This window comes from Catenulispora sp. GP43 (assembly GCF_041260665.1).
Taxonomy (GTDB): Bacteria; Actinomycetota; Actinomycetes; order Streptomycetales; family Catenulisporaceae; genus Catenulispora.
The window spans coordinates 19,477-40,325 of record NZ_JBGCCT010000048.1; the positions used below are offsets into that span (position 1 = coordinate 19,477).

Below are 20,849 nucleotides of genomic sequence, written 5' to 3' on the forward strand. Positions count from 1 at the left end.
TTCAGAGCTCTAATATGCCTCCATCCGTCTCGTCTTGCGATACGAGATGAATCTCAAGTGATCAGTGCTCTGTCCTCGGGTACCCTGGGCGGCATGACGAGCGATTTGTCCACATTGCAAGACGAAGAGGCATCGCAGGACGCGCGCAGCCGCCTCCTGGAGCTCCGCGCCAGCATCGACAACCTCGACTCGGCGGTCGTGCACCTGCTCGCGGAGCGCTTCAAGTGCACGCAGCAGGTCGGTCGGCTGAAGGCGAAGCACGGGATGCCGGCGGTCGACTCCGACCGGGAGGCCGTGCAGATCAAGAGGCTGCGGTCGCTGGCCGAGGAGGCGCGGCTGGACCCGGAGTTCGCGGAGAAGTTCCTGAACTTCATCATCGACGAAGTGGTCCGGAACCACCGGGCGCACCAGACGCAGTAGCAGCGGGGGGGATCGCGGACTTCGGCCGTCCATACCTACCGGTGGGGGCGGCCCTGAGTTTTCTGCTCAGCCAGAGGTCGCGTCCAGATGCAGCCGTGTCGTGATGCGGTACCGGTCACCGCGGTACACCGAGTGCGCGAACTCCACGACCCGCCCGGTGGTGTCCTTGGTGGTCCGCTCGACCTGCAACAGCGGCGCGTAGACCTCGATGTCGAGCAGCTCGGCCTGCTCGGGATTGGCGACCGTGGGCTCCATGGTCTGCACGGCGTCGCAGACCTTGATGCCGTGCCGGTCGCGCAGCAGATGGTAGAAGTTGCCGGACTCGACATCGGCCGGCTTCAGGTTCGGCACCAGCGCGGCGGGCACGTCGAGCCGCTCGATCGCGATCGGCTCGCCCTCGACCAGCCGCACCCGCACGATCCGCAGAATCGGCGCGTCGGCGGCGATCCCGAACCGCGTCGCCCGCGACGGCCCGGCCGCCGAGGTGCGGAACGTGACGACGTGACTGGTCCAGGTCCCCTCCGCCGACGGCGCGGCCAACGCCGCGGCCCCGTCCCCGCCGTCCCCGGTCAGCGCCTGATCGATCTTGCGCGGACTGGTGAACGTCCCGCGCCCCTGATGCCGCACCAGGTACCCGGACCGCGCCAGATCCTGCAACGCGGCACGCACCGTGGGCCGCGACACCCCCAGACTCTCGGCCAGGTCGCGCTCGGAATCCAGGCTGGTCCCCGGAGCGGCGGTGTCGATCAGCTGCAGCAGGTGGTCGCGCACACGGTCGCGCTTGGCGGTGGCCACTTTGCGGGCCGGGCGGGTCTGGCTGCCAGTCACATCGGATGATTCTGCCAGGTCTGGCCGGTCGGGCGCCCCGGCCGGCCGGAGCGGCGGGCGGTGGGCGGTGGGGTGGTAGGCGGCGGGGCGTCGGTCGGGCGCGGTGGTGGTTCGGTTCGGCGGCTGCAATGCCTGCGGGCTTCCCTGCTGTGGTCGGTTGGGGCGGTCATGCGGTCATGCGGCCATGCTGTACAGCGGGTGCGTGGTCGCAACACTGCCGGTTGCGGGCCCTAAGGCGACGCGGCCCGTGCTCAGGTCGGGCCGCGCCGCCGGTCGGGAACGCTCCGGCCGCGGGCGTGACCCGTGGCCGGAGCGGGGGGCGAGCGCCGGACTCAGCTGCTCGGCACCGTGTCCGTGAAGTGCGTGCCGCCCTTGTAGTAGCCGTTGACCGCGTTCTGCACGTCGGTCGGCGACTGCGCCACGCCCTTCGCGTAGTACACCCAGTTGACCTTCTCGTTCCAGGTGCGGGCGCCGGTGATCGGCAGGTCGATGAACCACTCGTTGAAGTCGATGGTCATCGCCTCGCGCGGGTAGTACTTGCCGGTGCTGGAGAACACCTGCTTGCCGTCGATGTAGTACGTCACCGTGCCGCCGTAGACCGTGGCCACCAGGGTGTGCCAGCCCTGCAGGCTGCCGATGGTGTCGTTGGTGACCCGGTCCATCGCGTCGGCGCTGTACCAGCTGGTCGTGTACATCGAGTTCGCCGGGCCGCCCCAGCCGCCGTTGGGCAGGTACTCGAAGTCGTCCTCGCTGTAGAGCGAGTTGTCGGGGGTGATCGTGTAGAAGGTCTCGTTCACGTGGTCGCCGTTGGGGCCGGTGGTCGGGGCGTCGTTGAAGTAGACGCGGGCGGCGTAGGTGCCCTCGAAGAACTTCTGTTGCGTGGTGTCGATCTCGGCCTGCTTGGTGCCGGAGCTGGTGCCGTCGGTCGAGGCCGTCAGGTCCATGACGTGCCCGCCCTGCGCGGTGGAGTCGCTCGGGAAGCTGAACGTGTCCGCGGACCAGGTGTTCTGCACCCCCGGGCCGCCGGAGCCGGTGCGGATCGCCCAGCCGTGCGCGCCCAGGTTCGGGTCGGACGGGCCGGTGTAGGAGAAGTCGTCGAACAGCGTGCCGGACGGCGTCCCGCCGCCACCGCCGGAGCTCGGGGAGCTCGACGGGCTGGTGCTCGGCGAGCTGGACGGGCTGGTGGGCGGCGGGTTCCCGCCGGGTGCGGTGCCGGAGACGATCGCCCCGTTGACCGCCAGCGTGATCGTGCCCGACGGGGCGTAAGAGGTCTGCGACGCGTTGAACGAGTAGTCGTCGGCCTGGTTCACCGGGGCCCAGCCGGCGGCGTTCATCCGCAGCTGCATGTCGCCGGTCGAGGCGCCCGGGGCCAGGGAGCCGCTGGCGAACCCGACCTCCAGGTAGTGGTCCGCGGTCGCGGTCGGTGCGGCCAGGGTGCCGATGGCGCCGGTGATGTTCCCGCAGCCGATCTGCGCCCATTCGCAGGTGAACTGGTATGAGGGCGCGGAGTCGATCGTGAAGTAGTAGCGGATCTTCACCGTCGACAGGTCCAGGGCCGCGCCGCTGGTGTTGGTGACGGTGAACCAGGGCTCGACCATGTCCGAGCCCGTCGAGCCGACGTGGTAGGCCAGCGCGGCGGGGGCGCCGGCGGCGTGCGCGGTGGTGGTCAGCACGGCCGCGGTGAGGCCGAAGGCGCCGGCCACGCCGGCGGCGGTGAAGGCCGCGAGCGAGCGGCGCGGGGCGGGGCGGTGGCGCATGTCAGGGAACTCCTTGGTGGGGTCGGTGCTGCCGTGACGGTGCGGTGAGGTGGCCTGCGAGAGGACCATAGGTAACTTCTTAGCGGTGCTGGCGTTCAGGATGCGACCGCGTCACTGGTCTGTCAAGACCTCGTCTCGGCACGCCCGAAATGGCCATTTCTTGAGGTCACAGAAGACCTTCGGTCACTCTTCGCCGGTGCTGGCAGGCCGTGCGGGGTGACCATTGACATTACCAATGGGAAAGTGCAAGCATCCGTCGCACCTCGCTCATCTTCATCCGTCGTCATCCGACAGAGCTCGAAGGTAAGGAACACCATGCGCATACGCACATCGGCCGCGCTGGCCGTGGGAAGTGTCCTCGTGCTCGGCGTCGCGGCCTGCTCCAGCGCCGGCTCCGGGTCTTCCGGGTCCTCGAACTCCGGCGCACAGCAGGCCGCGATCGCCGGGGCGGGCTCCGGCGCCGGCAAGACCCTGACCGTCTGGTACATGGACGGCGACCTGTCCGACGCCGCCACCAAGGCGATCAACGACAAGTTCACCGCCTCGACCGGCGCCCAGGTGAAGGTCGAGATCCAGCAGTGGGACGGCATCAACACCAAGATCGCCACCGCGCTGGCCCAGGACAACCCGCCGGATGTCATCGAGATCGGCAACACCGACGTCCCGCTGTTCGCCGCCAGCTCCGGCCTCACCGACCTGACCTCGGTCCTGACCCAGCTGCAGGCCGGCCAGCACTGGCTGCCCGGGCTCGCGGGCCCGGCCACCGTCGACGGCCACAGCTACGGCGCGCCGCTGTTCGCCGGCAACCGCGCGGTCATCTACAACAAGAAGATCTGGGCCGACGCCGGCATCACCGCGGTCCCGACCACCTACGCGCAGCTGACCGCGGACCTGGACGCCATCAAGGCCAAGAACACCGCCCCCGACTTCTCAGCCTTCTACTTCCCCGGCCGCTACTGGTACGGCGCGATGCAGTTCGTGTGGGACGCCGGCGGCCAGCTCGCCACACAGTCCGGCGGCAAGTGGACCGGCCAGCTGGAGTCGCCCCAGGCCCAGCAGGGGCTTCAGGCCTGGAAGGACTTCATCGGCAAGTACTCCTCGAAGGCCTCCCAGGACGTCGACACCACGGCCCCGGACTTCAACACCCTGTTCGCCCAGGGCAAGACCGCGACCATCCTGAACTCGAACGTCAACAAGATCCTGAAGGTGGATCCCTCGCTGAAGGACGAGCTCGGCACCTTCCCCTTCCCCAGCGCCACCGACGGCAAGACCCAGCCGGTCTTCCTCGGCGGCTCCGACCTGGTGGTCGCGGCCAAGAGCAAGAACCAGGCCCTGGCGCTGGCCTACCTGAAGGCGGCCACCGACCCCGGCGTCCAGACCTCGGCGATCGTCGGCATCGACCACTGGATCCCGGCCTCCTCCGAGGTCATCGACCAGTCGATGGGCGGCCTGCCGGACATCTCGAAGGCCTTCTTCACGGCGGCCAAGACCTCGGTGGCGACCCCGGCCGTCGCCGGCTGGGCGACGATCGAGTCGGACAAGTCCATCAACGACTTCTTCGCCGACATCGCCACCGGCCGCAAGTCGACCGCCGACGCCGCCAAGACCCTGGACGCGCACCTGGACCAGGCGCTGAACGCGCCGGCGCAATGAGGGTTCTGATGACGGGGGTGGCCGCCGCCCCGACCTCCGGCGCACCTGGAGGCACCCACCCGTGAACGCGCTGCCCACCCAAGCGCCCCGGCGCCAGGGCACGCCGCCGCACAAGCCCGCCGCCCCCGACACCCCGGGGGCGGCCGGGCCGCGCCGGCCTCGCCAACTCCAGCCCTACATCCTGCTGATACCCGCGATCGTCCTGCTGGCCGCGGTCGTCGGCTACCCGCTCGTGCGCCTCGGCGTCATCTCCACCCAGGGCTTCGGTCTCCGTACCCTGATCACCGGGCGCGCCACCTCCGTCGGCGGCGCGAACTACACCGCGATCCTGCACGACTCGCAGCTGGTCCCGGTCCTGCTCCGGACCGTCGTGTTCGCCGCGACGCTCGTCGCCGGGACGGTCGTCATCGGTTTCGGGGCGGCGCTGATGATGGTCGCCGCGGGCCGGCGGCTGCGGGTCGCGATGATGCTCGCGCTGCTGGGGGCCTGGGCCATGCCGACCGTCGCCTCGACGCTGGTCTGGCAGTGGCTCTTCCAGCCGACCTACGGCGTCATCAACTGGCTGCTCACCCAACTGCACGTCTTCGGCGACCTGCGACAGCACGACTTCCTCGCCGGAACGACCTCCGGCTTCGTCGTCGTGTGGCTGCTCGTGGTCTGGATATCAGTGCCCTTTGTCGCTCTGACCTTGTACGCGGGCCTGAGCCAGATCCCCGGCGACTACTACGAGGCCGCCGCGATCGACGGCGCCGGATACCTGCGGCAGCTGCGCACCGTCACGGTGCCGTTCCTGCGTCCGGTGCTCATGCTGGTCACCGTCCTGTCGGTGATCTGGGACTTCAACGTCTTCAACCAGATCTGGATCCTCACCAAGGGCGGCCCCGACGGCGCCACCACCACGATCGCGATCTGGTCCTTCACCCAGGCCTTCGCCTCGCAGTCCTACGGACAGGGCGCGGCGATCGCGGTGTTCTCGGTGGTCCTGCTGGCCGTCTTGGTCGGCTGGTGGGTCCGGCGTCTGGTCGTGTCCGGGGAGGAATCATGACAGCCAAGGGCCGCAACCGGGTCCTGCTGAACATCGGCGGCTCGGTCTTCGTCCTGGTCTGGGCGTTCCCGCTGTACTGGATGGTCAACACCGCCTTCAAGCCGCAGCACGACATCCTCACCACCACCCCGAAGTTCCTGCCGTTCCCGCTGACGCTGGCCAACTTCGCCGACGCCGTCGGCAAGCCGAACTTCGGCCACTACGTCGTCAACAGCCTCATCGTGACGCTGTCCGTGGTGGTCGTGGCGACCGTCGTGGGCTTCCTGGCGGCGCTTGCCCTGGCCCGCTTCCGCTTCGTGGGCCGGCGCGCCATCCTCGTCACGATCTTCGGCATCCAGATGATCCCGGCCCCCGCGCTGGTGATCCCGATGTTCCTCACCATGAAGAACCTGCACCTGCTCAACAACCTGCTGTCGCTCGGGCTCACCTACACCGCCTTCGTCGTCCCGCTCACCATCTGGATCCTGCGCGGCTTCGCCCAGGGCATCCCGGTCGAGCTGGAGGAGGCCGCCAGACTCGACGGCGCGAGCCCCGGGCAGGTCATCCGGCACGTCATGCTCCCGCTGCTGGCCCCCGGCATCATCGCCACCTCGATCTTCGCGTTCATCACGGCCTGGAACGACTACATCTACGCCTACGTGATGATGAAGGACGACGCCCACTACACGCTGCCGGTGTGGCTGGCCACCTTCTCCACCAACACCGGCACCGACTACGCGGGCCTCATCGCGGGCTCGACGCTGTTCGCACTCCCCGCCGTCGTCTTCTTCCTGATCGCGCAGACCCGGCTCACCGCCGGCATGACCGCCGGCGCCGTCAAGGGCTGAACTCTGGCTGAACCGAAAGGCCTTTCGTGATGATCCCCCGCCCCGCCGAGTACACCGCGCGCCCCGGCGAGTTCGTCCTGGGACCGGAGCTGAACCTGCACGCCGGTCCCGGTGCCGAACGTCCCGCCGACCTGCTCGCGGCCTACCTCGGCGCCGGCCGCCCGCGCACCGCCGCCGGCCCGGCCGCAGCCGCGGCCACGGCTATCTCCGTCGGCCTCGACGACGGCGCCCACGACCATCCCCACGGCTACGAGCTGCGGATCACCCCGGACCAGGTGACGCTCGCGGCGCCGAGCGAAGCAGGGCTCTTCAACGGGGTGCAGACGCTGCGGCAACTGCTCCCGGCCCAGGCGCTGTCAGCCGATCCGGCCGCGGCCCCGGCCGGCGACTGGCGCTGGCCGGCCTGCCACATCCGCGACGCGCCGCGCCTGGCCTGGCGCGGCGTGATGCTGGACGTGGCACGGCACTTCATGCCGATCGAGTTCCTGCACCGTCTCGTCGACGAGATCGCCCTGCACAAACTCAACATCCTGCATCTGCACCTCACCGACGACCAGGGCTGGCGCGTCGAGATCGACGGTCTGCCGCTGCTCACCGAGATCGGCTCGACCCGCACCGAGTCGATGGTCGGCCGCGCCGGATCGACCGTGTTCGACGGCGTCCCGCACTCCGGCTACTACACGCGGCGAGAACTCGCCGGGCTCGTCGAGTACGCGGCGGCCCGCGGTGTGACCATCGTCCCCGAGATCGGCATGCCCAGCCACACCCGCGCGGCCCTCGCCGCCTACCCGGCGCTGGGCAACCACCCCGACATCAGGCTTCCGGTGTGGACCTCCTGGGGCATCAGCGAGGACATCCTCGCGGTGCACGACGAAGCCCTCGACTTCTGCCGGCACGTGCTGTCCGACGTCATGACGCTCTTCCCGTCCCGCAATATCCACATCGGCGGCGACGAGTGCCGGACGGTCCAGTGGGAGCACAGCGAGGACGCCCGCCGCCGAGCCGCGCAGGCCGGTCTGCTCGACGTCGCCGAACTCCTGGGCTGGTTCCTGAGCCGGATGCAGGGATTCCTGGCCGAGAACGGCCGCCGCGCCGTGTGCTGGAACGACGCGGTGGGCGTCGGCAACCTGGACCCCGGCGTGGTCGCCACCGCCTGGCTGAAGCCGGAGCACGCCGCGGAGGCGATCGCGCGCGGCCACCAGGTGATCGTGGCCCCGCACGAGCACACCTACCTGGACTACCGCCAGACCGGCCACCCCGACGAACCCCCCTCGGCGGACGACCGTGTCCTGACCCTCGCCGACGCCTACTTTTTTGACCCGCTACCGACAGGTCTGACCGCCGTCGGCGCCGCAGCTCTGGACGACGCCTCCGGCGGACCCGGCGTCCTGGGAACCCAGGCACAGCTGTGGACCGAGTCCGCGCCGACGACGGAGGTCGTCAGGCATCTGCTTTACCCGCGCCTGTGCGCTCTGGCCGAAGGAGCGTGGAGCGACGAGCGCCGCGATCCCGCCGACTTCGCGGCCCGCCTCCAGCACCATCTGCTGAGGCTGGCCGCGCTCGGGGCGCTGCCGAGCGCTCGGCCGGAGGGCTGGGATCCCGGTGCCGGACTGTCGATGCCCTGATCAGTCCGGCTTTCAACGACGTGTGAAAGCGGCGGCATTGTCCGCCGCCCACGCGGCGAAGGTCCGGGGCGCGCTACCGGTCACGTCGGCGACGGTGGTGCGCACCGGCGACTCGTCGAGGCTTCCCTTCGCATAGAAGTCGAGGAACGCGTCGATGTACGGCTGCGGCGTGCCGTCCGCGACCATCGCCTCGCGCGCCTGCTCGTCGGTGAGTCCTTCGAAGCGCAGCGGCCGATCCAGGACGCCGGCCAGGATCGCCACCTGGTCGCCGGGGAGCAGGGCCTCCGGGCCGGTGGGCAGAAGTACCTCGCCGCTGTACCGGTCCGGCTCGGCGATCACCGCGGCGATGACGGCGCCGAGGTCCGCCGGGTGCAGGCAGGCGGTGGCCACGCTCGGGAACGGCAGGGTGACGGTGTCGCCGTCGCGGACCTGCCCGGCCCAGCGCAGTGCGTTCGTCATGAACGCCGAGGGCCGGACCACGGTGTACGGCAGCTTCGACTCCGCCGCGGCCTGTTCGCTGCGCACCATGTACGCCGTGACGGCGTTGGACATGTCGCCGCTCCCCGCCGACACGCCGGACAACTGCACGACATGGCCGACGCCTGCTTCGCGCGCCGCGGCGTAAAGGCCGGGCATGTCCGCGTAGCCGGGCAGCAGGAACAGGGCCTGCGCGCCCTCCAGCGCGGCGGCCAGCGACGCGGGCTCGTTCAGGTCGCCGATCGCGGTCTGCGCGCCGGCGGCGGCGAACCGCGCCGCGTCCGCCTCGGCACGTACCACCGCGCGCACCGGCATACCCGCCTCGACCAGGGCCGTCACCAACGCACCGCCGACGTTGCCGGTCGCTCCGGTGACCACGGTCAGAGAACTCATCGTTCCGCCTTCCTGCCGATCTTCGTGTCCTGCACGAGAATAGCCAGTGGCCTTACTTAACGGGCGGCTCGGGCGTGACTACCCTTCCCGGTGGTCCGATCACTGCTTTATTCGGCCCCGAGGAAGGACAAGGCCCTTGTCTCATCGAACAGCACGTGGCCGGCACACTTGGGAAGCAGCGGCCGCCGTGGCCTTTGCGCTCCTGCTGACCGCGACAGCGACGTTCGCGACCGCCGCGAAGGCACACGCGTTCGTCGCCGTCACCAACATCTACCCCGACGTCCGTGATCCCGGCTGGTCGGCCGGCGACCGGCAGGCCGCGTCGGCCTCGCAGTGGGGACGGAACATCGTCCTGCACGTGTCCGACGCCGACGACATGGCCTGGGCCAGCATCGACAACGGCCAGCCCACCGACGAGGTCTGGATGGACCGCTCCTACGACGGCGGCGCCACCTGGAGCTCCGACGCGCAGATCGGCGACACCACGATCCCGAGCGGCCAGACCGGCTGGCGCACGATGATGTACAACTTCGACAACCCCGGCGGCGGCCAGCACGGCGTGCTGCGAGCCTGCGGCAAGGCCGGCAACCGGCCGGAGATCGCCTGCACCGGCTGGTTCAGCGAGGCCACCGCCGCGGTGAACCACTATCCGGACGTCCGCGATCCGGGCGTGGCCGCCGGCGACCGGCAGGCCGGTACGGCCTCGCAGTGGGGGCGGAACATCGTCCTGCACGTCTCCGACGCCGACGACATGGCCTGGGCGAGCATCGACAACGGCCAGCCCACCGACGAGGCGTGGATGGACCGTTCGTACGACAACGGGGCCACCTGGAGTTCGGGCTCGAAGATCGGCGACACCACGATCCCGAGCGGCCAGACCGGCTGGCGCACGATGATGTACAACTTCGACGACCGGCTGACCGAGCAGGTCGGCGTGCTGCGGGCCTGCGGCAAGGCCGGTAACCGGCCGGAGATCGCCTGCACCGGCTGGTTCCGGCCGGAGCTCGGCGGCAAGGCCGACGGCGCCGCCGCGGTCAGCCAGTACTGGAGCCCGCGCACCGGCCTGTGGTCCGGGGCGTACGGCTGGACCGACGCGAACGCGCTCACGTCGCTCATCGACTATCTGCAGCGCACCGGCGACCACAGCTACGACTACGTCATCCGCCAGGTCTGGTACCACAACCTCCGCAACGACGGCAGCCAGATCAGCCAGAACTACGACACCTACGGCTACAACGACGACATCGGCTGGTGGGGTCTGGCGTGGCTGCGGGCCTACGACTACACCGGGGTCTCGGACTATCTGAACATGGCCCAGACCGACGCCGACATCATGGCGAGCCACTGGGACGGCTATTGCGGCGGCGGCGTGTGGTGGAACACCAGTACCGGTTCGTCCGGCTACAAGAACGCCATCACCAACGAGCTGTACCTGAAGCTGAACGCGGCCCTGTACAACCACACCAAGAACACCACCGATCTGGGCCGGGCGAACGCCGAATGGCAGTGGTTCGCCGGCACCGGGATGATCAACTCGTCCGGCCTGGTCAACGACGGCCTCACTACCGACGGCACGTGCAAGAACAACGGCGGCGGGACGTTCACCTACAACCAGGGCGTGATCCTCGACGGCCTCGCGCAGCTGTCGATCGCGCGGGGTGGCGACAGCACCCTGCTGGCGCGGGCGAAGACCATCGCGCAGGCCGCGACGACGCGGCTGGTGTCGGGCGGCGTGCTCAGCGAGCCGGTCGGGAACAACGACTGCGACAGTGACGACTCGCTGTTCAAGGGGATCTTCGTCCGGAACCTGTACGAGTACGCGCGCGACGCGAACGACAACAGCTTCGCGTCGTTCATGGCGACGCAGGCGACGTCGATCCTCGCCAAGGACACATATGGGTTCAATCAGAAGGGGATGTTGTGGGGCGGTGCCAGCTCCGCGCAGGAGACCGGCTACCGCTGCACGTCCTCGGGGCAGGACGCGTTGAGCGCCGGTATGTAGCAGCGGCCGTACATGCGGCGGGATAACCGGATGGAGCCGGCGCCATCAGCGCCGGCTCCATCGTTGGTCGCGCAGTTCAGCAGGTGAGGTTCCCGCCCGGAGAGACACCGAGAACGCCGGTGATGCTCTCGTAGTCGTTGACCCGGTCCTGCATCTCGGCGGTGTTCCCGCCGTTGCACTCGATGCTGCCGTTGATGGCCCAGATCGTCTGGCCGAAGCCGGCGCCGTTGACCATCGCGTTGTGCGCGGTCATGGTGCCGGGCCCGTTCTGGGTCATCCAGTACCAGAGCGCGGTCTTCCAGGAGGTGGCCGAGTCCGTCGCCGCGAGGTCGGGGTTGTCGAGCAGATCGACGCCGATAGCGTTTCCGGCCGCGTAGTAGTTGAAGTTCCAGCTGATCTGCAGCGGGCCGCGGCCGTAGTACTGGTTGCTGCCGGCCGGGCAGCCGTAGGACTCGCTGGCGCAGTAGTTGCCGGACTGGTCGATCTCCCTGATGTAGACCAGGCCGCCGGTCTCATGGTCCACGTTGGCCAGGAACGCCGCGGCTTCCTGCTGCTGCGTCGCGGTGCTTCCGGTCGTGGCGAAGCCGGGGAAGGCGCTGATGGCGGAAACCAGGCCGCTGTAGGTGTAGAAGGAGTTCCGGTTCGGGAAGATCTGGTCGAACTGCGCTTCGCTAACGACGAATCCGTTGGAGCCGCCGCCTCCGCCTCCGCCGCCCCCACCGCCGCCGGTGCAGGTGTACGGCGACCAGTACCAAGTGCTGATGGTCGGGTCGTAGCCGGGGTTGGCGTTGGTGGCTATGTAGAGATTGCCGTTAGGCGTGTACGTGACGATGGCGCCGACGTTGTAGTACTGGCCGGCCACCCATGCCGGGTAGCTACAGCTGCTGCCGCCACCCCCTCCGCCTCCGCCGCTCCCGCCGGTGCACGCACCCTGATCCACCCAGACGTCCTGGGCGTTGTTACCCGGGACGTCGCCCTGGGTCCACCACTTGGCGGACCAGTTGTCCCCGTTGTACGAGGCGGTCTGGCCGCCGGTGTACGCGACCGTGGAGCTCCACGGCGCGGCGCAGGCGGTCGACGCGTGGGCCTGCGTGGCCGGCAGGGCGACGAGCGCCAGGCCGAGCATGCTGGCCAGTACGGCCAGCAGCGCCAGCAGCCGAGTACTTCTCGGCCGGTGAGTAAGGGTCATGAGCCACTCCTCTGTGGGGGGAAAGGCGTGAGCGGGGTCACTTGGGAGTGAACAAAATTGGTACAGACCAGTCAATGGGCTTTGCCATAAATTGGTCCAGACCAACAGGGGCTCAAGATCCTTACTTGATGGCTGAGGCGCGGGTGAACCGGCCTGCGAGGGCTTCCAGATGCTCGCGCAACTCCGGCGGCGACTCGACCTCGAACTCCACGTCCAGCATTCCGATCACCAGCGCGACCAGCGCATAGGAGTCGGACCCCATCTCCAGCCGGCAGGTGCGCTCGTCGATCGGGGTGATGATGCCCTCGACGCGTCCGGTGAGTTCCTCGGCGGGGACGTGGACGCGGACGACGGAACGGTACGGCCACGGATCGAACGAGATCGTCCGGCGCAGGTAGGCGGCGACGTCGCCGTCGGGGGAGGGGCGGTGCGCGAAGTGCCGGCCGTTGGGGGTTCGCAGGGTCATGCGATCGACGCGGAAGGTGCGCCAGTCGTCCCGCCCGGTGTCCCAGCCGACGAGGTACCACCGGTGGCCCCAGTGCGCGATCCGGTGCGGCTCGACGGCGCGCCGGGTCCCGTCGCCGTGGTGGCTCAGGTAGTCGAAGCGCAGGGTCTCGGCGCCGCGGATCGCCGCCGAGATGGCGGTGAGCGTCTCCGCGCCGACGCCGGCGCCGGTCTCGTAGCGCGGCGGCATGGCGACCACCGCGGCGCGCAGCGAGGCGGCCTGGTGGCGCAGCCGTGCGGGGAGCACTTGCTCCACCTTGGTCAGCGCGCGCAGCGAGGCTTCTTCGATCCCTGTGACGCCGCCGGTCGCGTTGGCCTGCAACCCCAGCGTGACGGCGACCGCCTCGTCGTCGTCCAGCAGCAGCGGAGGCAGCTTCGCGCCGGCCCCGAGCCGGTAGCCGCCGACCGGGCCCATCGAGGCGTGCACGGGATATCCCAGCTCCCGCAACCGATCCACGTCGCGCCGGATCGTGCGGGTGGTGCACTCGAGGCGCTCGGCCAGTTCGGTGCCGGTCCAGTCGCGGTGCATCTGGAGCAGGGACAGCAGGCGCAGCAGTCGTGCAGGGGTGGTCTCCGACATGGATCGATCTTCTCGCACATGTAGGACCGAAACTGTCCTACACAGAGGAGATGCTTGCTTCATGAGCGGCACTTCATCCGAGATCACCCCTTTCCGCATCGACGTCCCGCAGGCGGACCTCGACGACCTGAACGACCGGCTCGCCCGCACCCGCTGGCCCGACGCGCTGCCCGGCGTCGGCTGGTCCTACGGCGTCGACCGCGACTACCTGCTCGACCTCGCCGAGTACTGGCGCACCGGCTACGACTGGCGCGCGCACGAGGCCCGCTTGAACGAGGTCCCGCAGTTCACCACGGCCATCGACGGGCAGAACGTGCACTTCCTGCACGTGCGCTCGCCCGAGCCCGACGCCACACCGCTGGTCGTCACCCACGGCTGGCCCAGCACCCCGGCCGACTTCCTCGACATCCTGGGCCCGCTGACCGACCCGCGCGCCCACGGCGGCGACCCGGCCGACGCCTTCCACGTGGTGGCCCCGTCGCTGCCCGGCTTCGGCTTCTCGGGCCCGACCGGCGCCACCGGCTGGGACGTCCCCCGCATCGCCCGCGCCTGGGCGGAACTGATGGCACGCCTCGGTTACGAGCGTTACGTCGCGCAGGGCGGCGACTACGGCAGCCTCGTGTCGTGTGCCCTGGGCCGGGTGGCGCCGAAGGCGGTCATGGGTGTGCACGTGAACGCCCTCGCCGACGCCGCGACGGCGGGCGGCTCGGGCCACGAGCTGAGCGACCTGTCGGAGGAGGACCGGCAGAAGGCGGTCGCGAACCAGATGTGGTGGTTCGGCCACAACGGCTACGCGACGCAGATGGCGCTGCGCCCGCAGACGATCGCCTACTCGCTCAACGACTCCCCGGCCGGCCAGCTGGCGTGGAACCTGGAGTGGTTCGTGGACTGGGATCCGACGGCCACCGACCGCGCGCCGATCGACCGCGACGCGATTCTGACGAACGTGGCGACGTATTGGCTGACCGGCACGGCGGGTTCGGCGGCGCGGCTCTATCGGGAGTCGGGGACGTCGTGGGGGAGCAGGCCGGAGCCGTCGGGGGTGCCGACCGCCGTCGCGAACTTCCTCGGGGACCGCGCGGTGCGGGGGCTCGCGGAGCGGGCGAACACGGTCGTGCGGTGGCGGGAGTTCGGTGTGGGTGGGCACTTTGCTTCGTTGCAGGCGCCGGAGGAGTTGGTGGGGGATGTGCGGGAGTTTGTGCGGGAGCTGCGGGCCGGTTAGCGCGGTTTGCTACGGCGCGACCTGACTCTTCGGAATCTCCATCGACTGCACCGCCGCGTCGCCGTTCGGCGCCAGCTTCAGGATCGGGATCGGCTTGCCGTCCGGGTCGCTCCCGGTCTTGCTGGTGTCGTAGTCGGCATAGAAGTCCAGCGGGCCGCTCGCGCCGAGGACCTCGTTCGAGCCGTGCAGGGCGCCGAGTTCGCCGGCGACCGCGTCCAGGGTGGGTTGGGGCAGGGAGGTGAGGCGGATGGCTGAGACGGCGGTGAGCATCGCGTCGTAGGCGGCCATGGTGTTGCCGTCGCTGAGGGGTGCGCCGGGGAAGAGCTGCTGGGCGTAGTCGTTGAAGGCCTTGAAGCCCTGGGCGCCCTTCGCGCTCGTGGTCGGGTCCTGAGTGGGGATCGTCCATTCGCCGGGGTTCGCGATGCCCGCGTAGTCGACGGTGACGTTGGTGCTCAGGCCTTTGCGGACGGCGTCGGTGAAGGGCAGGTTCGTGACGTCGTCGCCGCTGATGATGGTGATCGGGGTGTTCAGGCAGGGGCGGTCGGCCAGGTCGGCGACCAGTTCGGCGAGGTCTTCGCCGCGGCCGGCGAACAGGACCGCGGCCGGTTGGGCGGTGCAGATGTTGGATGTCATCTGGCTGATCCGGTTGCGGATCATCAGGTTCGCCTGGACGCGGCCGGCCTCCGTGGCCGCCGCGGTGCGCGGGGTGCTGTCGAAGGTCTCGCGGCCGACCAGGGCGTGCGCCGGGTCGGCGAACTGTTCGAAGCCGGTCACCAGGGTGCCGTCGTAGGCGTCGCCGGTGTTCTCGTCCTGGACCAGGAGGGCGCTCTTGAACTGCTTGCCGATGTACTGCACGGCCACGGCGATGGTGTCGTGGTTGCTCGGGGCGACGCGGACGAACTTCCTGATGTTGTCGAAGTCGTTGGCGGTGACCGTGGCGCCGAAGACCGGCATGCCGGCCTGGGAGGTCAGGTAGTCGGTGGCGGCGATCGTGGTGGTCAGGCTGACGCCGAGGCCCGCGACGGCCGCCACGTGGGTGCGCTGCTCGGTCTGCTTGATGATGCGCGTCGTGGTCGGCCACTGGTTCGCCTGGTAGCCGTCGTTACCGATGAGCAGCTGGATCGCCGGCACGATGCCGTCCACCGTGGTGCGGTTGGCCCGGTACTGCGTGATATAGGCGCCGCGGAGCTGTTCCAGGACGTTCGACATCGCCTCGATGCTGCCGCTGCTGTCGGAGATCGGCAGCAGCAGCACGACGCTGACGTACCCGCCGGGATGCTGGGCGGCGACGAGCTGGTTCTCCGCGAGGATGCGGTGTTCCACGTCGGCCAGTTCCGGCGCGAAGACGAAGCGGCCGTCCGAGATGCCGACGCATTCCCCGGAGGCGTGCTGGACGATCGTCGAGCCCTGGTTCGCGCAGTAGGAGTTCGGCTTCACCGACTGCCACAGCTGGAAGCCGGCGAAAACCAGGGCCGCGCAGACCACCACCGCCAACGCCTGAGTGAGCCGCTGCTGGAGCAGCGTCAGACGCCGGAACCAGTGGCGGAGCGAGCGGACGAGGGTGCGGGGGCGCTCGGGCATAGCCGGCCTTTCCTGTCGGTCGCTCAATTCGGCTGGTTCGGGGGGAAGCCGGCGCTGAACGAGGCGTCCTCCTCGGCGACGATCGGCGCGAGCCTCTCGTAGGGGTCCATGGGGACGTCGCGGTGCAGCCAGGTGGCGACCGTCAGGCGCGCGATCGTGCGGCGCAGGTCCATGCCGTCGCGGATCCCGGCGATCTGGTTGACCGTGTTGGAGGGGTCGTCGGAGACCGGCATCCGGCCCGGCGCGCGGGTGATCTCGGCGAGGTGGTCGTGCCATTGCGCCTTCGAGCGCCGCCGGATCTCCCGCTCCAGGTGCGAGACCACGGTCGCGAGCGGATCGCGGTGGGCCGGATCCACCAGGGCCAACGTGTGGATCATGCTTTGCGGGCCGGGCTTCTCGCCGTAGTAGTTCGCATAGGCCTGATGCACGTCGGTCCACAACGCCGGGAACCGGGCCAGCCAACGCCGCAGCAGGCGCGTGAGCAGGGGGTGCAGGTGCGGCTCGGCCCCCGGCGCGAGCCACAGGCCCGCCCTGAAGACGTCGAGCGCCGCCGATGCGCCGTCCGGCCAGCGCAGATAGCGGAACACCGCGTCGGCGCCGTCCGGATCGAGGGGATCGGTCGCGGCGCAGACCGCGAGCCGCGCGATGGGGGACGGATCCGCGCCGGGAGCCTCTGCCGGGTTCAGCTGTATCAGGGTTCTCAGGAGCACGTCGAGCACGGTCCCGCCGCGCTGCGAACGAGGGATGTGCGGCAGTTCGAGCTCGTCGGGCAGCGCGCGACCGAGGATCCCGGGGACGTCGAACGTGGCGCTGCCGAATTCCGCCATCAGTTTCGTGACCAGTGCTGTCGCCGCCGGATGTCCCGCGGTCAGAGCGAGCACGAACGTCGTGTCCTGCGCGATGCGGCCGCGCGGGCTGGTCCCGATCATCGCCTGTACATCGGGGCGCACCAGCGGGGCCAGGCTCACCGGCAGCCAGAGGCGCGGATGGTCCTCCCGGCGCTCGTTCCGGTCCGGTTCGATGAAGACCAGCGCGGGGTCGGTCGAGGAGAGGGGCCGGCGCTCGTAGTCGTGGAACTCGCCGTGCTGGACCGCGAACACCAGCAACGGGTCCGGCTCGACGGCGGCGGTGAAGGCCAGGCGGCGGGCGTCGGCGATGTGCTCCAGGAACTCGACGGCGGTCTGGTCGTCGCAGTTGTCCAGGAGCAGGAAGGCATTGGAGCGGCGCTGGTTGTACGAGGGGCCGTGGTTGAAGTCGGCCCGCAGATCACTGATGAAGGCGGTGACCAGAAGGTGGTCCACCGTGCGCTGCGCGATCTGTCCCGGCTCGCCTTCGAGCCCTTCGCGCCATCTGTTGGTCTGTCTTCTGAGCAGGTCGTACCCGCCCAGCGACTCGGCGAGGCCGTCGACCCGCTTGGCCCGGACCCCGGACACCAGCGCCCCGAGCACGGTGACCAGGAACCGCGTCAGGTCCGGCGGCGCGGCGGTGGCCACCAGCGGGGCCGCCCGGTCGGTCCAGGACTCCAGGGTCGCGGCGAGGTTCGCGGTGCCGAGGCTGTCACGCACATGCGCCCGGAACGCCTGCCCGTCCTCCGGCTTGCCGGAGTAGCCGAGTGTCGCTGTGACGACGCCGAGCCGGGGGAAGTGCTGCACCCGCCGGACGCCGCGGATGTGCTGGCGCCCCAATTCGTGCACCGCGGCGAACACCACGCTGCCGACGTCCTGCGCGCCGGCGAGGTCGAGCGCCGCACCGGGATGGTCCGCGGCCAGCTTCGCCAGCCGTCCCAGGACGGCGGTGCCCCCGGCCCCGTGCGGACCCAGAAGCGGCACGAGGGGGAGCGGCCGGACCGGGGCGTGAGTGCGCTGCAACGCGGCTTCCGCGAAGTCGAAGATCCTCGACCGCCCGTACAACATGAACGGCTCCTCCCCGCAGCTCCCCGGTGTGAATCAGAGTTCTCATAAGGGTTGCCGGTTAAGGGTCTGCGAAACTTCTCCGGTCCTTCGTGCAACCTGCAACCTCATTCCTTCCGTCCTAGGCGGGACATGGGAGGGAGCTGCTGAATGCGCCTTAGAGATGAGGCAGAGTTCAAGGAATACGTCGCCGCGCAATCCCTCGCGCTGCGCCGTACCGCCTATCTGATGTGCGGCGACTGGCATCAGGCCGAGGACCTGGTGCAGAACGCGTTGTTGCGGTTGTACCGGTCCTGGTCGAAGGTCCAGCGCAGCGACAGCCGCGACGCGTACGTCCGCCAGGTTCTCGTCCGCTGCCTGATCGACGAGCGGCGGCGCGGCTGGCGCCGGGAACGTCCCTTCGCGGAGATGCCCGAAGTCGGGCTGCACATGCGGGACGAGGACGGGGCCGGCGGCGAGGACGGCAGGGCCGGATCAGGGTTCGAGGTCCGGCTCGGGAACCGCGACGAGATCTTCGCCGCGCTCGCGAAGGTCCCGCCCCGGCAGCGCGCGACGCTGGTCCTGCGGTACTGGGAGGACATGTCGGTCGAGCAGGTGGCCCACGTGCTGGGCTGCACGGCCGGCACCGTCAAATCCCAGTCCGCGCGCGGACTGGCCGCGCTGCGCACGTTGCTCGAACCGATCACCGCACCCTCCATCCGCCTGCCCGACAAGGAGTGGGATCGATGAATGACACGCACAACCACGACGACCGTGTCCACGCGATGTTCGCCCAGGTTGCCGACGACCCGGCGCCGCCGCTGAGCTTCACCGCCGACGGCATCGCCGCCGCCGGCCGCCGGGGAGCGCGCACCCGCCGCCTCGCGGCCGTCGGCGGCACCACCGCCGGCATCGCCGCGGTCGGCATCGCGGTCGCCGCCCTGCCGGGCGCCGTCGGCCAGGGCCGGGCCACGACGGCCGCGGGCCCGACGAAGGCCGTGACCAGCCCGCTCGCGGCCCCCACCTCCGCGCCGTACGACGCGGTCTGCGCGGCGGACGTGAGCGCGGTCCTGACCCTGTCCGATCCGACGGGCAAGAAAGTGGCCCTTCAGGAGTGCCCGGCCCTGCGCGCCATCGACGGCATCCTCGACCCTGCCGGGAAGCATCTGGTGGAGACCGACGCGAGCGGTCGCGTGATCGCGCCGGACATCGTGTGGGGCGAGACGATGGTCAAGGGGAAGGCGGTCGCCACTTCGGCCGGCCTCTGCTACAACAACCAGGGCCGGGCCTCGAACCCGCACCAGGCCGACTGCGAGGAGCTCCCCCAGGTCTTCGTCTCGGTCACGTTCTCCCTGCCCGGCGCGCCGGACCCGTCGCAGATGTCCAGCGACATGACCCTTGCCAACCGCGCACCCGGCATCGGCACCGGGGCGGCGGCCTGGATCCCGAAGAGCACCAAGACCTTGAAGGACGGCTCCACGGTCACCGTCAGCGAGGTGCAGAACGGCGACCGCGTCTCGGCCAAGGCCAGGCGGGTCCTGAAGTCCGGAGCCGCCCTGACCATCGTGGCCGTGGACGGCTACGACAACAGCTCGGCGACCGAACAGCCGGGCTCGGTCTACGACCCGTTCCCCTTCACCCTGGAGCAGATGGCGGCGGCGGCGGGCGTGGAGCAGTTCGTGGCGCCCGACGCCCTTCTTTCGCACAACTGAGCCACCGAGTCACCGAGTCACCGGATCACGCCGAGCGCCATCCCTCAGCGTTCGAGAACGACTCGCGCGAGATACCGGAACCCGTCTCGGGCCACGAGCCGTACTTCTTGTCGTGGAGATGGGCGAAGAAGTAGCACATCTCCTCCAGTTCCTCGTCCTCCTCCGCGGTGTCCGGGTCGGCGAGCACGGCGTAGTACGTCTCGCGGCCCGAGGCGACGATGTACCCGCGGGCATAAAGGAACCCGTCGTCCGAGCCGTCGGTGACGGCGTGGATGTCGGCGCGGTCGATGTCGTACAGCTTGCGCTCCACCACCCGGTCGAGGTCGGTGAGCTCGCTGGACGACATCGATTCGCAGAGATCTGACAAGGCTTCCAGAAGCCGCTCCGTCGAGCCGCCGGCCCCCGACCGTGCCTCGGCCAGCAACGACCAGAACCGGTTCTCTTCCTCGTCGGTGGGGAGGCGCGGCCCGCCTTGCTCATCTGTCGTCATGGCAAGCGACGATAGACCCCGGCGCCGACAACGCGGCCAAGTGAAGGCGGCTCGATCGCCTTCAGCCCCGGCGCGGCAGTTCGTGCACACGGACATTCCCGAGCCGCCCGTCTTCCAGCGACGCGGTCAGGTACGTGGCATAGGGCTGCCGGCGCCGGTCGGTCGGCGAGCCGGGATTGAGAAGCCGCATGCCGCCGGGAGCCTGGCTGTCCCAAGGGATGTGGCTGTGCCCGAACACCAGGACGTCGATGCCGGGGAAACGAGCTTCGCACCGCTGCTCGCGTCCCTTGGCCGGGCCGGTCTCGTGGACCACGGCGAACCGGCACGACTGGAGCTCGACCTCCGCCACCAGCGGCAGCCGCCGCCGCAACTCCGGCCCGTCGTTGTTGCCGTAGACCGCGACCAGCTGTTTGGAACGCTGCTGGAGCAGGTCGAGGGTGTCGGCGTCGACCCAGTCCCCGGCGTGGAACACGACGTCGGCCGCGTCCACCGCGTCCAGCAGTGGTTCGGGGAGCAGCCGGGCACGGGCCGGGACGTGGGTGTCCGACATCAGCAGCAGGCGCAAGCGGCTGCTCCTTCGTCACTCGGGCGGCGGGTGTTGATCTGCCCATGCTACGACGGCTTGACTTGACCGAATGGGGGTATTGGGGGCGAA

Annotated in this window: 18 protein-coding genes; 9 read left to right on the forward strand and 9 right to left on the reverse strand. The window is 69.7% G+C overall.

The annotated features are described in order from the left end of the window. The first annotated feature begins 93 nt into the window (after nucleotides 1-93). A complete protein-coding gene (locus ABH926_RS50365) occupies nucleotides 94-420 on the forward strand; it encodes a chorismate mutase (protein WP_370344552.1) in 327 nt (108 codons plus the stop codon). A 66-nt stretch (nucleotides 421-486) separates the two neighbouring features. Here ABH926_RS50365 and ABH926_RS50370 read toward each other — a convergent pair whose 3' ends face one another. After that, on the reverse strand, nucleotides 487-1,248 hold the full coding sequence (locus tag ABH926_RS50370; RefSeq protein WP_370374546.1) for a GntR family transcriptional regulator: 762 nt from the start codon (nucleotides 1,246-1,248) through the stop codon (nucleotides 487-489). Nucleotides 1,249-1,580: 332 nt separating this feature from the next. Beyond that, a complete protein-coding gene (locus ABH926_RS50375) occupies nucleotides 1,581-3,074 on the reverse strand; it encodes a cellulose binding domain-containing protein (protein ID WP_370374547.1) in 1,494 nt (497 codons plus the stop codon). 246 nt (nucleotides 3,075-3,320) lie between these two features. Between ABH926_RS50375 and ABH926_RS50380 the strand changes: the two genes are divergently transcribed. From ABH926_RS50380 to ABH926_RS50395, 4 genes are all read left to right on the forward strand, one after another. Beyond that, nucleotides 3,321-4,658 carry an extracellular solute-binding protein gene (locus tag ABH926_RS50380; protein WP_370374548.1) on the forward strand — a complete coding sequence of 446 codons (1,338 nt, stop codon included), beginning with the start codon at nucleotides 3,321-3,323 and terminating at the stop codon, nucleotides 4,656-4,658. A 61-nt stretch (nucleotides 4,659-4,719) separates the two neighbouring features. Next, the gene (locus tag ABH926_RS50385) at nucleotides 4,720-5,703 is read left to right on the forward strand and encodes a carbohydrate ABC transporter permease (RefSeq protein ID WP_370374549.1); all 984 of its coding nucleotides are present in this window, start codon (nucleotides 4,720-4,722) and stop codon (nucleotides 5,701-5,703) included. After that, nucleotides 5,700-6,530, forward strand: a complete 831-nt coding sequence (locus ABH926_RS50390; protein WP_370374550.1) for a carbohydrate ABC transporter permease — start codon at nucleotides 5,700-5,702, stop codon at nucleotides 6,528-6,530. The genes ABH926_RS50385 and ABH926_RS50390 overlap by 4 nt, the downstream gene beginning before the upstream one ends. A 26-nt stretch (nucleotides 6,531-6,556) precedes the next feature. Continuing rightward, nucleotides 6,557-8,155 (forward strand): beta-N-acetylhexosaminidase, encoded by a 1,599-nt coding sequence (locus ABH926_RS50395; RefSeq protein ID WP_370374551.1) that lies wholly within the window; start codon nucleotides 6,557-6,559, stop codon nucleotides 8,153-8,155. A 12-nt stretch (nucleotides 8,156-8,167) separates the two neighbouring features. Here the strand turns inward: ABH926_RS50395 and ABH926_RS50400 are convergent, their stop codons facing one another. After that, the gene (locus ABH926_RS50400; protein WP_370374552.1) at nucleotides 8,168-9,025 is read right to left on the reverse strand and encodes an NmrA family NAD(P)-binding protein; all 858 of its coding nucleotides are present in this window, start codon (nucleotides 9,023-9,025) and stop codon (nucleotides 8,168-8,170) included. Nucleotides 9,026-9,212: 187 nt separating this feature from the next. On the opposite strand from ABH926_RS50400, the gene ABH926_RS50405 reads away from it, so the two are divergent. Next, nucleotides 9,213-11,027 (forward strand): glycoside hydrolase family 76 protein, encoded by a 1,815-nt coding sequence (locus ABH926_RS50405; RefSeq protein ID WP_370374553.1) that lies wholly within the window; start codon nucleotides 9,213-9,215, stop codon nucleotides 11,025-11,027. A 76-nt stretch (nucleotides 11,028-11,103) separates the two neighbouring features. Here ABH926_RS50405 and ABH926_RS50410 read toward each other — a convergent pair whose 3' ends face one another. Next, on the reverse strand, nucleotides 11,104-12,216 hold the full coding sequence (locus tag ABH926_RS50410) for a glycoside hydrolase family 19 protein (protein WP_370374554.1): 1,113 nt from the start codon (nucleotides 12,214-12,216) through the stop codon (nucleotides 11,104-11,106). A gap of 121 nt (nucleotides 12,217-12,337) precedes the next feature. Continuing rightward, complete coding sequence (locus tag ABH926_RS50415) at nucleotides 12,338-13,300, reverse strand: helix-turn-helix transcriptional regulator (protein ID WP_370374555.1); 963 nt, start codon at nucleotides 13,298-13,300, stop codon at nucleotides 12,338-12,340. 61 nt (nucleotides 13,301-13,361) lie between these two features. On the opposite strand from ABH926_RS50415, the gene ABH926_RS50420 reads away from it, so the two are divergent. Then, nucleotides 13,362-14,522: an epoxide hydrolase family protein gene (locus ABH926_RS50420; RefSeq protein ID WP_370374556.1), complete on the forward strand. Its 1,161-nt coding sequence runs from the start codon at nucleotides 13,362-13,364 to the stop codon at nucleotides 14,520-14,522. A gap of 9 nt (nucleotides 14,523-14,531) precedes the next feature. On the opposite strand, the gene ABH926_RS50425 is transcribed toward ABH926_RS50420, so the two are convergent. Both ABH926_RS50425 and ABH926_RS50430 read right to left on the reverse strand, forming a co-directional pair. Beyond that, complete coding sequence (locus ABH926_RS50425; RefSeq protein WP_370374557.1) at nucleotides 14,532-16,103, reverse strand: ABC transporter substrate-binding protein; 1,572 nt, start codon at nucleotides 16,101-16,103, stop codon at nucleotides 14,532-14,534. Nucleotides 16,104-16,126: 23 nt separating this feature from the next. Continuing rightward, complete coding sequence (locus tag ABH926_RS50430; protein ID WP_370374558.1) at nucleotides 16,127-18,016, reverse strand: hypothetical protein; 1,890 nt, start codon at nucleotides 18,014-18,016, stop codon at nucleotides 16,127-16,129. Nucleotides 18,017-18,163: 147 nt separating this feature from the next. Between ABH926_RS50430 and ABH926_RS50435 the strand changes: the two genes are divergently transcribed. Together ABH926_RS50435 and ABH926_RS50440 are read left to right on the forward strand one after the other, a co-directional pair. After that, a complete protein-coding gene (locus tag ABH926_RS50435; protein WP_370374559.1) occupies nucleotides 18,164-18,742 on the forward strand; it encodes a SigE family RNA polymerase sigma factor in 579 nt (192 codons plus the stop codon). After that, a complete protein-coding gene (locus ABH926_RS50440; protein ID WP_370374560.1) occupies nucleotides 18,739-19,704 on the forward strand; it encodes a hypothetical protein in 966 nt (321 codons plus the stop codon). The genes ABH926_RS50435 and ABH926_RS50440 overlap by 4 nt, the downstream gene beginning before the upstream one ends. A 25-nt stretch (nucleotides 19,705-19,729) precedes the next feature. On the opposite strand, the gene ABH926_RS50445 is transcribed toward ABH926_RS50440, so the two are convergent. Both ABH926_RS50445 and ABH926_RS50450 read right to left on the reverse strand, forming a co-directional pair. Continuing rightward, on the reverse strand, nucleotides 19,730-20,194 hold the full coding sequence (locus ABH926_RS50445; protein WP_370374561.1) for a DUF4240 domain-containing protein: 465 nt from the start codon (nucleotides 20,192-20,194) through the stop codon (nucleotides 19,730-19,732). Between the two features lie 61 nt (nucleotides 20,195-20,255). Further along, the gene (locus ABH926_RS50450) at nucleotides 20,256-20,759 is read right to left on the reverse strand and encodes a metallophosphoesterase (protein WP_370374562.1); all 504 of its coding nucleotides are present in this window, start codon (nucleotides 20,757-20,759) and stop codon (nucleotides 20,256-20,258) included. Nucleotides 20,760-20,849: the final 90 nt, after the last annotated feature.